Source organism: Microcystis sp. M049S2, from assembly GCF_020245625.1.
Lineage (GTDB): Bacteria > Cyanobacteriota > Cyanobacteriia > Cyanobacteriales > Microcystaceae > Microcystis > Microcystis ichthyoblabe_A.
Genome location: NZ_JADBUN010000240.1, coordinates 1 through 11,447, shown reverse-complemented (window position 1 = coordinate 11,447; position 11,447 = coordinate 1). Strand labels below are relative to the sequence as shown.

Below are 11,447 nucleotides of genomic sequence, written 5' to 3'. Positions count from 1 at the left end.
TGCTAATAAACATAGCAAAATTATAGATGATTTCCTGACCTAAGATCACATTTTATTCTTTTTTCCACTTCAATCTAAGAATTGAGAAAAAAGCAAAACCTTATATTATACCATAAAAAAATTATGCAAGAGGTCTAATATGTATGGGGGAAGTTCAGCTATAACGAAAAAAAAGGAGTGAAAACAATCACTCCTACTGATAATCACAAGAAAAACTGGCTTAAACCTAGAGAGCGTTTGCCCCCGCTACTACTTCTAACAATTCTTGGGTAATAGCGGCTTGACGCGCTTTGTTGTAGGTACGGCTTAAAGTCCCGATTAACTCGCTGGCGTTCTCGCTGGCGTTGCTCATCGCCGTCATCCGGGCTGCTAATTCACTAGCCGCCGATTCCTGGAGAGCGCGCAGTAATTGGTTATTTAAGTACAAAGGTAGGAGAGAATCGAGGATTTGGACGGGATTCTGCTCAAAAATCATGTCTTGGGGAAAAACCTGCGCCGGTTGGCTGGCCATTTTTTCCCGTTGTACCTTAAATTTTCCTTCTTTAGTCACCAAACGGAAAATCTCGTCATCCTGTACCGCTAAACCTTGAGTAGTTAAGGGTAACAGGGTTTGAATCACCGGAGTGGAACTGATCAGGGAGATAAAACGAGTATAAATTAACTCGACGCGATCGACTGTTTCCGATAAAAATAAGGAAAGCAATTCATCCCCAATCGTGCCAGCTTCATCGGCAGTGGGAATCTGTTCGAGGTTGATAAATTTAGCGGCAATGGGAGCATTCCGGCGCTCGAAATATTGTGCCGCTTTCCGGCCGGCAACCACTAATTGATACTTAATCCCTTGCTCTTTTAATTCATTCATCCGTTGTTCGGCACGACGGATGACGTTAGTATTATAACCGCCACAAAGACCTCGATCGCCTGTGACTACTAACAGAGCCACGGTTTTTACTTCCCGTTGGGCCAGCAGGGGTAAATTAACATCACTAAAGGCTAAACGACCTTGGAGATTATAAAGAACCTGAGCGAGGGCATCGGCAAAAGGACGGGTACAGAGAACTTGTTCTTGGGCGCGGCGCACTTTTGCGGCCGCCACTAGACGCATGGCCTCGGTAATTTTTTTGGTATTTTTGACCGATTGAATTTGGTCGCGAATCGCTTTGAGATTAGGCATAATTCAGTTATCAGTTATCAGTTATCAGTCATCAGTCATCAGTCAAGATTCGGGGTTTAGGAGGGAATGGAGAGGTGGGGAAATAGGGAAATCGGGAAATTTCAACTAATACCCCAAAACCCCAAAACCTCAACACCCCATCCCCTAAAACCTAACCCCCATTACCAACATTCATTTACTGATTACCAAGATTATTTAAAAGCCTGTTTATACTCGTTGATACCATCTTTGAGCAGGCCTTCCGCTTCGTCGTTGAGTTGTTTTTCAGTGCTGACGATCTCAACGTAACGAGGTTTGCTGGTTTTCAGGTATTCCCGTAAACCGGCGCAGAAATCGATAACTTTATCGGTGGCGATATCGTCGAGATAACCGTTTAAACCGGCATAAACCACCGCCACCTGTTCCCAAACGGAGAGGGGGAAGTTTTGGGGCTGTTTGAGGATTTGACGCAGACGTTGACCGCGAGACAGTTGTGCTTGGGTGGCCGCATCAAGGTCAGAAGCGAATTGAGCAAAAGCTTCTAATTCGTCAAACTGGGCTAATTCGAGTTTTAATTTACCGGCAACTTTCTTCATCGCTTTCGTCTGGGCCGCCGAACCCACGCGGGATACGGAAATACCAGCGTTAATAGCAGGACGGAAACCAGCGTTAAAGAGGTCGGTGGAGAGGAAGATCTGACCGTCAGTAATCGAAATTACATTGGTGGGAATGTAGGCAGAAACGTCACCGGCTTGGGTTTCGATAATCGGCAGGGCGGTCATGCTACCACCACCGAGGGCATCGCTGAGTTTAGCGGCGCGCTCTAGTAAACGGGAGTGGAGATAGAAAACGTCGCCGGGGTAAGCTTCCCGACCGGGAGGACGACGCATGAGCAGGGATAGCTGACGATAAGCTTGAGCCTGTTTGGTGAGGTCATCGTAGATAACTAGGGTCGCTTTGCCTTTATACATGAAGTATTCGGCGATCGAAGCTCCGGTGTAGGGGGCGATATACTGGAGGGTGGCGGGGTCGTTAGCGTTAGCGGCCACCACTACGGTGTAATCCATGGCGCCTCTTTGGGTGAGGGTGTCGATTACTTGGGCGACGGTGGAGGCTTTTTGACCGATGGCGACATAGACACAGATCACGTCTTCGCTTTTCTGGTTAATGATCGTGTCAATGGCGATCGCTGTTTTACCAGTTTTTCTGTCACCGATAATCAACTCCCGTTGGCCACGACCGACGGGAATCATGGCATCGATGGCGGTGATGCCGGTTTGCATCGGTTCACAGACGGATTTGCGAGCGACAATACCGGGGGCGGGGGATTCCACCAGACGGGTTTCGCTGGCGAGGATTTCCCCCTTCCCGTCAATGGGACGACCGAGGGCATCAACCACGCGGCCGACTAAGGCGTCACCCACGGGAACCTGAGCGATTTTACCGGTAGCTTTCACCGTACCGCCTTCTTTAATCCCGAAACCGTCACCCATTAACACCGCGCCGACGTTATCTTCTTCGAGGTTAAGGGCGATGCCGACGGTTCCATCTTCAAATTCTAATAGTTCTCCCGACATGGCCTGTTGTAGGCCGTAGATGCGGGCAGTACCGTCACCCACTTGCAGGACGGTTCCCACGTTGGAGACCTGTACTTCTTGGTTATAGGATTCGATCTGTTGACGAATAATCGTGCTAATTTCGTCGGGTCTGATAGCTACCATAGTTTAATCTGGGAAAAAGTAAAAAATTAGAAGGTGAAAAAACGGCAAAAAAGAGAGATTAGATGACCTTAGCGCAGGGAGAGGCTGAGGCGTTGTAGTTGACCGCGAATGCTGGCATCAAAGACCTGAGAACCGACTTTGATCACCACACCACCGATCAGGCTGCCATCAACTTTGGTTTTCAGTTCGACCACGTTCGCCCCGGTTAGGGTTTTCACTTTGTCGATGACGATTTGTTTTTGGCTATCGTTCAATTCGGTGGCTGAGGAAACTTCCGCTAAAACGGTGTTAGTCAGCACTCTAGCCAGGGTGAGATATTGTTGACAAACGGGTTCTAAAAATTGAATCCGACGTTTATCGACCAATAACATCATGAAGTTAGTTAAATAGGGATTGGCGCTGCTCCCCATTACTTGGGAAAGAACGGCTTTTTTAGCTTCTTCTTTGATGACGGGATTGCCGATAAAAGCTCTTAGATCGGGAGCATTTTCCAACAATTCTAAGAGGGATTTAATTTCGCCGCCAATCGCTTCTAATTGTCCGCTGCTTTGGGCGACGGAAAGTAATGCTTGGGCGTAGGGTTCGGCTATTTCTGAACTGATTAAACTTCCCTGCATCTATTTACCTCCTAGGTTGGCCAAACTGCGATCAATTAGGGTTTGTTGTACCGATTCTTCCAGGCCGGCGCTTAATTGGGATTCCACATTAGCTAAGGCTAAAGCGGTAATTCTTTGGCGTAATTCTACTAAAACGCGATCCTGTTCCGCCGAGAGATCTTTAGCGGCACTTTCGCGCATTCTTTGAATATCGAGTTCGGCTTGGGCGGCGATGTCGGCGGTGACAGCTTTAGCTCTAGATCGAGAGTTATCGATAATTTTTTCCGCCTCTTGTTTTGCCAGGGCGAGTTTTTTCTGTTCTTCGGCGAGGGCGGTAGCGGCAATATTTTTCTGGTTTTCAGCTTCGGCTAAAGCTTCAGCAATCTTCGACTGACGTTCTCCGAGGATTTGTCCGAGAACTTTGCGGCCGTAGAAGATGACTAAACCGAGCAGAATCGAGAGGTTAAATAGGTTAGTTCCTAGGATATCGGTGTTGATGCCGAATCCTTCTGCTGCCGCTTCCTTCGCCTCCGTGGCTAATAATAAAACTGTGTCGATGATCATGGTTATTGAGGGCGGGGAGTAGGTTATTCAGTTATCAGTTATCAGAGGTAAGTTTCCAGTCTTCTAACTTCTGACGACTGATTTCTATCTTTTTACTGATCACTGTTATTAACCAAGGGCTGGGGTTTAGCGAACGAGTTCGGGGCCGAGGAGTTTTTCGAGAATTTGACGGGAAAGAGAGGCCACTTGTCCTTCTAGAGAACGAAAGGCTTCTTCTTTCTGTTGGGCAATTTCGGCGGCGACGGCTTCCTTACGGGCGATCGCTTCTTTTTGGGCTGCGGCAACTCGTTCGCTGGCTAGTTTTTGGGCCTCGGCCTGCGCTTGGGCGATAATCTCTTGGGATTGTTTACGAGCCGAAGTTAATTGCAATTCGTACTCTTGTACCAGTGCTTCGGTTTTGGCTAGTTGTTCTTTGGCTCCGCCTTCAGTTTGCCGAATATACTCCGCCCGTTCATCTAAAACTTTACTGAGGGGTTTATAAAAAACGGCGTTCAGGATCACTGCCAAAAGAATAAACTGTAGTGCCATCACTGGCAGGGTGGCATCGAAATCAAACATTGATTTATTCCTGATAAATAGAAGCTATAGGCAGGTTCAAAAAAGGAAGACGATCCCCCTGATTTAACAATGAACAGTCAGGGGGGATCAGCAAAATTCCCTTAATTAGCTATCAGCCTTCCGTCCCAAAAACTAGATTTTTTAGTGGGCTGCTTTGGCGTTTTTTGAGAGTTTTGAAAACTCCGCTGCCAGGCTGGGGACTGGGGGCTGATAGCCCACTGCTTTTTTAATTAGGCGAAGGGGTTAGCGAACAGTAAAACGAGAGCGATAACCAAGCCGTAGATGGTTAAGGATTCCATGAATGCCAAGCTGAGGAGAAGGGTACCACGAATTCTTCCTTCAGCTTCGGGTTGACGGGCGATACCGGAAACAGCTTCTCCAGAAGCGGTACCTTGACCAACGCCGGGGCCGATAGCGGCTAAACCAACGGCGAGGGCGGCAGCGATAACGGAAGCGGCAGCTACTGTGGGGTTCATGGTGATTTTTTCCTCTATTTACTAATCAATTTCAATCTGTTGTTTACGGAGCGCGTTCTCAGCCGTAAAAAATGGCTGGTTTTCTGCTCAAAACTCCCGAAAGAGTTTTTGGGAAAGAACGATCCTAGAATTCAGTTGCTCATCCTGAATTCGACCAATAATTTCTTAGTTATTATCCTATTATTTGGACACTTTTCCCTAAGAAATTTTTCTGTTTTCGTCTCTCGCTTTTAAGCGTGTTCTTCTTCGTGTTCCGATTCCAGGGCCTCATGGATATAGGCCCCGGCAAGGGTAGCGAAGACAAGGGCCTGAATAGCGCTGGTAAATAAACCGAGAGCCATCAGGGGTAGGGGTACGACTAGGGGGACAAGGAAGACCAATACGGCTACTACCAACTCGTCTGCAAGGATGTTTCCGAAAAGACGGAAGCTGAGGGAGAGGGGTTTGGTAAAGTCTTCTAAAATTTTGATCGGTAATAGCACGGGAATCGGCTCTAGGTAGTGAGCGAAGTAACCGAGTCCTTTTTTACTGATGCCTGCGTAGAAGTAAGCGAGGGAAGTCAGTAGGGCTAACGCCACCGTGGTATTGATGTCGTTAGTGGGGGCGGCTAATTCTCCTTCGGGCAGTTCGATTAACTTCCAAGGAATCAAGGCCCCTAACCAGTTAGAAACGAAAATAAATAAAAATAGGGTGCCGATGAAGGGCAACCAGGGTCGATATTCCTTTTCTCCTAGCTGGTTTTTGGCTAAATCGCGCAGAAATTCCAGAACGTACTCCATGAGGTTTTGAATACCGCCAGGGACTTTCTGGATTTTGCGGGTAGCGGCGATCGAGGCGATGATTAAGATAGCGAAGACGATCCAGGAGACCGCGATCACTTGCCCGTGAATTTTTAGTCCGCCGATGTGCCAGTACCAGTGTTGTCCCACTTCCAGGGAAGCGAGGCTATAAAAATTAAGCACACTTAAACTGTCTAACATTTCTACCTTAGAGAGATTCGGGTTCGCAAATCAGGGTTATTTTTAACGGTCAAAGGGTTTAGGAATCGGCTTTCTGCTCCAGCTTGAAGATGGTTTGCAGGGTATAGACGATGATCGCCCCTTTATAGGTCAAAAACCCCAAAAAAACTGGCACTATGTGCAGTTCTTGCCAACGACTGGCGATGATGATTAATCCGGCGAATAGGGCTAATCCTTTTTTGCCCACGCGATTTTTCGTTACCCCCAATTTTTCCACTTCCCCGGCCAGGAGTTTTAGGTAAACAACTCCCACCATTGCCCCTAATAGGTAATTAAGGGCGGTATTGAGGGAATAAAACAGCCACACGGGCATAAAGATCAGACCGATTAAGATCAGGGTGGTGATCAGTAAAGTGTTTTGTAGTTGATAGTATTCCCGCATCGGATCTGACGGCGGGTTGGTTTCTGGGGTTGGAGGAGATTCGATCGATGGGTCAGACAAGGTACACCTAAATCAGCGATAGACTAATCTCAATATCTGGATTGCTTTCCGAGCTATGACGCTCAGGTGAGCCACAAGACATATTATCACGGCAGTGGCAACAATTATTAAGCAATTGTAAATTGTCATGATTCCGTCGGTCGTCGGGAGACTCCGAGACTCCGAGACTCCGAGACTTCGAGTCGGGAGATAGGGTGATAGGGATTTAGGGGTTTAGGGAAATTTCAGCCAAATGCTCCACTACCCCACTTCCCAATTCATAATTCATAATTCATAATTCCCCACACCCCACTTCCCCATTTCGCCAGAATTAGTCTCAATCAGGTCTTTTTAAGAGTTTTGCGCCACAGTTTTTACAAAAATTGGCGTCTATATCGTGACGGGGTAAACCACAATCTGGACAAGGATAATCAGTTTGAGTGCCAGATTTTAATATTTGTTTAGTCAGAGTGCTAATTTGCAAGGGAATTAACAAAACTCCCGTTAAAATCATTAAAACTGTCACCATTTTGCCCCCATCAGAAAGAGGAGTCACATCCCCAAATCCCACGGTAGTCATAGTCACGACAGCAAAGTAAAAAGCATCAAAAAATGTCCGATAAACTTGGGGATTAATTGGGTGTTCGATCTGATAAATTAAACCAGCATAGACAAAAATAATCGAGAATAGAGTTAGTAATATGCGAGTAAATACTATCTGATCGGAAGTTTTAATCCTAAAAATAGAAAGATCGGAACCAAAAAAACGAATCACTCGCAAAATTCTAAACCAGCGAAAAATTCTAAAGAACCTAATATCAAAAAAACCAAAAAATAGAGGCAGGATTGATAATAAATCTAGGATGGAAAAAATGTTAAAAACAAAGCCTAGTTTTGATTCCGCACACCAAAACCGAATTAGATACTCTAGGGAAAATAAGCTTAAAATTCCCCAATCAAGCTGACGTAACCACATTTGCCAAGTGGCGGATAAGGGATAGGTTTGAGCCACATAAATCCCCAACGAGAGTAAAATTAATGCTAAGATAAGCAGATTTACCGTCAGTCCGATCGCCGTGGTGACATCCTCTAAATAAAAAGCTATCTTGGCACGAAAAGAGAGCATAAATTCGGCTATCAGTAAACAGTAACCAGTAATCAGTGAACTGAAAACTCACATCTGATAACTGATCACTGATAACTGATAACTGCTTAAGGTAATTCCACCGAAGTTGGTTTAGCAATATGAGGCAAACCCCAACCCAATTTTTCCCGGAGTATGCGGAAGAATTCCGTCGATTGCAGACGAATAAAATGAGCTTGGTGGGGCGATTTCTGCACATTAATTCGATCTTCTGGCAAGATATAAGAACCGCCATTACCGTCCACCACCATCACCATCCTGTTAGCAGTTGCTGGGAAAATATTCACCGTTTCCTTGTCAGAAAATACCAAGGATCTCGAAGCTAAAGAATGGGGACAAATGGGAGCTAATTGTAATACCGGCACATCGGGAGTTATTACCGGGCCACCGGCGCTGAGAGCATAGGCAGTAGAACCGGTGGGAGTGGAGAGAATCACCCCATCGGCAGCGATATCGACGGGTGCGTGTTCACCAATTTGAATCTCAAAATGACACATACTGGTGAGGGGTTCCCGGTGGACGACCACCTCATTGAGAGAAAGTGCCTCCCAGAGGAGGGTATCTTCGCGAAACAGTCGTACCGTGATCATCGAGCGATTTTCGATGGTGTATTTCCCCTCTAAAACCAGTTCTAAGGCAGGTTCAAGCTGATTTAGGTAAATTTCGGTCAAAAAGCCCATGTGTCCCGTATTGACCGTTAACAGGGGCAAATTGAGGGTGGCCAACTGCCGGGCTGCCGATAGGACTGTACCATCGCCCCCCAACACGATCGCAAAACTTAAATCTTGCTCGAAGTGGGGGGGGACTAACTGATCGATCGGGGTAAAACAAACCGGACGAGAGGGTTTAGAATGGCCTAGTAGGCCACCGCTGCCGGTAGCCATAAACACCTGCCAACCTAAAGAAAGTAGCTGATCTTGTATCTGATGGGCTGTTTTACAAGCGATAGGCTTAATATCGTTGTAAATAATGCCGATTTTGGGCATTGACAAATTTTCCTACTGCTGAATCACGCTTTCTTTTTGAAAGGGGTCTTCTTCTTCTGCTGAGCTTTTTGTTTCTCGAAGTCGATTTCCTTGAGCTTCTTGAGAATGCGGCTAAAGTATTCTTGTAAATAGGATTCTAAAGTAGTTGTTTGACTCGGATCAAGGCCAAATACTTGATAAACTTCTGCCATGGGAGCATCAAGAGCTTGACCACTAGCGAGAACCTCCGCAAAAGCTAGTCGGTCAGATATATTATAAGTCCACTGGAAACAACGGCTTATTCCCCGCATAAAACGCAGTAATCCCATGGGTAAACGCCAAATTTTCCCCTCTTTACCCGATAAGCGTTCGCAAACTTCGATAATTTCTTCAGCTTTCCAAGCTTTGCTGCCGACCACGGGATAGGATTGACCGACGGTTTCGGGGACTTCTAAAGCGCGAACGGCGAATTTAGCGATATCTTGGGTGTCCATGTAGGCGATCGCCGTACTTTCCCCCGTGATCCAGACGGTTTGATTATCTAACATCGGGATGGCGTATTGACCGATTAACCCCTGCATAAAGCCACAGGGACGCAGAATTGTATATTTTAAACCCGATTCTGCTATAAATTTCTCGGTACAGCGTTTTATCTCCATCAAAGGCACGTTGGGATATTTTTCGGCATTGAGAATCGAAAAGAAAATAAAGCGATCAACTCCGGCAGTTTTGGCCGCTTGAATCAGATTAACTTTACCATCCCAATCCACCTGTTTAATGCTGGCTGAGTCCGTCGCCCGGGCCGTAGCGGCATCGATCACCGCGTCCATTCCCTCTAAAGCAGGAATAATGGTACTTTTATCCCGCAGGGTTCCCCCGACCAATTCCGCGCCCCATTCCTTCAAAAAAGCCGCTTTTCTCTGACTGCGTACCAAACAACGCACTTGATGTCCCTGATCGATGGCATGACGCACGATCTGTCGCCCTAGGGTTCCCGTCGCACCGACAACTAATACTTTCATCTATAATTAATTTTTTGTTACATTTGTTAACACTTCTCTAAGATAGTATCAAAAAAGTGGATCATTCTGGATAGAAAAATTCTAAGATTCCCCGATCCCCGTCCAGTTCTACCATTGTTCCCACCGGTAAAGCGGCATTATCGCCATCATGACCGAAAGGTAACTCAGCAATAACCGCAATGCCTAAATCGCCCAAACGCTCTTTTAAGACTTCCTCTACGGTTTGACTATCACTACCGGAGGCTGCCAAACAACGGCTAAAACGACCGAGGGCAATGGCTTTAATTTGGGAGAAAATGCCCAGCATTCGCCACTGAGTTAACATTCGATCAATCCGGTAGGGGGCTTCGGTTACGTCCTCTAGGGCTAAAATTACCCCCTCTAGGGTGGGTTGAACCGAGGTTGCGAGGAGATGGGTGGCTACGGTTAAATTAGCCGGTAATAAGCGTCCCCGCACTTTGCCCCCACCCCAACCTTGACCGACAAGAGGGGCTAAAGGACGACCTTCCAGAAGAGAAAAGAGGCGATCAATTGATTGGGGACTTTCCTGGGCTAAGGTGGTTAAAACTGGACCGTGAACGCTACAGATGCCCTGTTTTGCTAAACTCCATAAAATCCCCGTCACGTCGGAAAAACCGATTAACCATTTTGGGTTAGTTTTTGCCCATGTCCAATTTTCCAAGAGGCGAGCGCTACCGTAACCCCCCCTAGCGCAGAGAATTGCTTGACAATCGGGATCTTGCCATGCTTGGGCTAAAGCTTGACGACGTTGCTCGTCGCTACCGGCGAGATAACCGAGACGATTCGACCAATTATCGCTAAATTCCACTTGATAACCCCTCGATCGCCAGATTTCTACGCCTTTTTCTAGGGCGGCTAATTCCTTGACGGCGCCACTGGTGGCCACCAGAGAAACTTTAGCACCGGGTTGCAGAAACGATGGGATGATCATAGGTTAATTCTCTTTTGTTGGCGGATTAAGCGGAAATTACAGGTAATTTTGTGACAGCATGAAAACTGACAGCATATTCTATCGAATGTTTCTCGATTTTCCCGATTCGTTCTTTGAATTAATCGCTCAACCCGATGTTATCGTAAGCAATTATCGATTTACTTCCCAAGAAGTCAAACAACTAGCTTTTCGATTGGATGGTTTATTTTTGCCGCTCGATAATCTGGAAAATTTGCCTTTTTATCTGGTAGAAGTGCAATTTCAAAAGGATGAAGACCTATATTATCGATTATTTTCGGAACTTTTCTTGTATCTTAGACAGTATAAACCTTTGTCACCCTGGCAGATAGTTGTTATTTATCCTAGTCGAGAAATTGAGCGAGAACATCCCCAGCAATTTGCAGATTTGTTATCCTTGGACAGGATTAAAAGAATCTATCTGGATGAATTGGCAAATGACGAGACTCCTTCCTTAGCGATCGCCCTGATCAAATTGGTTACGGAAAGCGAGAGTCAAGCTGTTAATTCTGCTAAGATTTTAATTAAACAGGCTCAAAGAGAAGTCAGCGATCGCTTAGTGCAGAGAAATGTCATTGATTTAATCGAAACGATAATCATTTATAAGTTACCCCAAAAAAGTCGAGAGGAAATAGAAGCTATGTTAGAACTACAAGACCTAAAACAAACTCGTTTCTATCAAGAAGCTTTTGGAGATGGAATTGAACAGGGAATTGAACAGGGAATAAACTTGCAAAAATTGAAAACAATTTCTCTACTGCAAGACCTCGGTTTAACCCCGCAACAAATCTCAGAACGCTTAGACTTAACTCTGGAAACAGTGCTTAACTATTTGGCA

Annotated in this window: 13 protein-coding genes; 1 reads left to right on the top strand and 12 read right to left on the bottom strand. The window is 46.0% G+C overall.

All coding sequences use genetic code 11. From position 1 onward, the window contains the following. Nucleotides 1–226 precede the first annotated feature (226 nt). The 12 genes from IM496_RS19190 to IM496_RS19135 all read right to left on the bottom strand — a co-directional run bounded on the left by IM496_RS19190 (nt 227) and on the right by IM496_RS19135 (nt 10,591). The gene (locus tag IM496_RS19190) at nt 227–1,174 is read right to left on the bottom strand and encodes a F0F1 ATP synthase subunit gamma (RefSeq protein WP_194016652.1); all 948 of its coding nucleotides are present in this window, start codon (nt 1,172–1,174) and stop codon (nt 227–229) included. A 191-nt stretch (nt 1,175–1,365) separates the two neighbouring features. Beyond that, complete coding sequence (atpA, locus tag IM496_RS19185; protein ID WP_104397600.1) at nt 1,366–2,874, bottom strand: F0F1 ATP synthase subunit alpha; 1,509 nt, start codon at nt 2,872–2,874, stop codon at nt 1,366–1,368. Between the two features lie 68 nt (nt 2,875–2,942). Further along, nucleotides 2,943–3,491, bottom strand: a complete 549-nt coding sequence (gene atpH / locus IM496_RS19180; protein ID WP_002763366.1) for an ATP synthase F1 subunit delta — start codon at nt 3,489–3,491, stop codon at nt 2,943–2,945. Further along, complete coding sequence (locus tag IM496_RS19175) at nt 3,492–4,034, bottom strand: F0F1 ATP synthase subunit B (protein ID WP_194016650.1); 543 nt, start codon at nt 4,032–4,034, stop codon at nt 3,492–3,494. Nucleotides 4,035–4,160: 126 nt separating this feature from the next. After that, on the bottom strand, nt 4,161–4,592 hold the full coding sequence (locus IM496_RS19170) for a F0F1 ATP synthase subunit B' (protein WP_002740070.1): 432 nt from the start codon (nt 4,590–4,592) through the stop codon (nt 4,161–4,163). Between the two features lie 230 nt (nt 4,593–4,822). Further along, a complete protein-coding gene (atpE, locus tag IM496_RS19165) occupies nt 4,823–5,068 on the bottom strand; it encodes an ATP synthase F0 subunit C (protein ID WP_002740068.1) in 246 nt (81 codons plus the stop codon). 230 nt (nt 5,069–5,298) lie between these two features. Then, complete coding sequence (gene atpB, locus IM496_RS19160) at nt 5,299–6,048, bottom strand: F0F1 ATP synthase subunit A (RefSeq protein WP_147068794.1); 750 nt, start codon at nt 6,046–6,048, stop codon at nt 5,299–5,301. Between the two features lie 58 nt (nt 6,049–6,106). Next, a complete protein-coding gene (locus IM496_RS19155; RefSeq protein WP_104397598.1) occupies nt 6,107–6,469 on the bottom strand; it encodes an ATP synthase subunit I in 363 nt (120 codons plus the stop codon). Between the two features lie 376 nt (nt 6,470–6,845). After that, nucleotides 6,846–7,634 carry an ion transporter gene (locus IM496_RS19150; protein WP_194016646.1) on the bottom strand — a complete coding sequence of 263 codons (789 nt, stop codon included), beginning with the start codon at nt 7,632–7,634 and terminating at the stop codon, nt 6,846–6,848. Nucleotides 7,635–7,720: 86 nt separating this feature from the next. Further along, a complete protein-coding gene (locus tag IM496_RS19145; RefSeq protein WP_008201585.1) occupies nt 7,721–8,638 on the bottom strand; it encodes an NAD(+) kinase in 918 nt (305 codons plus the stop codon). Between the two features lie 23 nt (nt 8,639–8,661). Then, complete coding sequence (locus IM496_RS19140; protein WP_287662946.1) at nt 8,662–9,639, bottom strand: SDR family oxidoreductase; 978 nt, start codon at nt 9,637–9,639, stop codon at nt 8,662–8,664. 61 nt (nt 9,640–9,700) lie between these two features. Continuing rightward, nucleotides 9,701–10,591 (bottom strand): S66 peptidase family protein, encoded by an 891-nt coding sequence (locus tag IM496_RS19135; protein WP_287662945.1) that lies wholly within the window; start codon nt 10,589–10,591, stop codon nt 9,701–9,703. Nucleotides 10,592–10,649: 58 nt separating this feature from the next. Between IM496_RS19135 and IM496_RS19130 the strand changes: the two genes are divergently transcribed. Further along, the coding region (locus IM496_RS19130; protein ID WP_287660187.1) for an Rpn family recombination-promoting nuclease/putative transposase at nt 10,650–11,447 on the top strand (798 nt) is incomplete at its 3' end.

What these genes read in the sequence shown, in the direction of transcription:
- IM496_RS19190 (WP_194016652.1), bottom strand. Translation starts at nt 1,174, where the DNA reads ATGCCTAATCTCAAAGCGATTCGCGACCAAATTCAATCGGTCAAAAAT.
- atpA (WP_104397600.1), bottom strand. Translation starts at nt 2,874, where the DNA reads ATGGTAGCTATCAGACCCGACGAAATTAGCACGATTATTCGTCAACAG.
- atpH (WP_002763366.1), bottom strand. Translation starts at nt 3,491, where the DNA reads ATGCAGGGAAGTTTAATCAGTTCAGAAATAGCCGAACCCTACGCCCAA.
- IM496_RS19175 (WP_194016650.1), bottom strand. Translation starts at nt 4,034, where the DNA reads ATGATCATCGACACAGTTTTATTATTAGCCACGGAGGCGAAGGAAGCG.
- IM496_RS19170 (WP_002740070.1), bottom strand. Translation starts at nt 4,592, where the DNA reads ATGTTTGATTTCGATGCCACCCTGCCAGTGATGGCACTACAGTTTATT.
- atpE (WP_002740068.1), bottom strand. Translation starts at nt 5,068, where the DNA reads ATGAACCCCACAGTAGCTGCCGCTTCCGTTATCGCTGCCGCCCTCGCC.
- atpB (WP_147068794.1), bottom strand. Translation starts at nt 6,048, where the DNA reads ATGTTAGACAGTTTAAGTGTGCTTAATTTTTATAGCCTCGCTTCCCTG.
- IM496_RS19155 (WP_104397598.1), bottom strand. Translation starts at nt 6,469, where the DNA reads ATGCGGGAATACTATCAACTACAAAACACTTTACTGATCACCACCCTG.
- IM496_RS19150 (WP_194016646.1), bottom strand. Translation starts at nt 7,634, where the DNA reads ATGCTCTCTTTTCGTGCCAAGATAGCTTTTTATTTAGAGGATGTCACC.
- IM496_RS19145 (WP_008201585.1), bottom strand. Translation starts at nt 8,638, where the DNA reads ATGCCCAAAATCGGCATTATTTACAACGATATTAAGCCTATCGCTTGT.
- IM496_RS19140 (WP_287662946.1), bottom strand. Translation starts at nt 9,639, where the DNA reads ATGAAAGTATTAGTTGTCGGTGCGACGGGAACCCTAGGGCGACAGATC.
- IM496_RS19135 (WP_287662945.1), bottom strand. Translation starts at nt 10,591, where the DNA reads ATGATCATCCCATCGTTTCTGCAACCCGGTGCTAAAGTTTCTCTGGTG.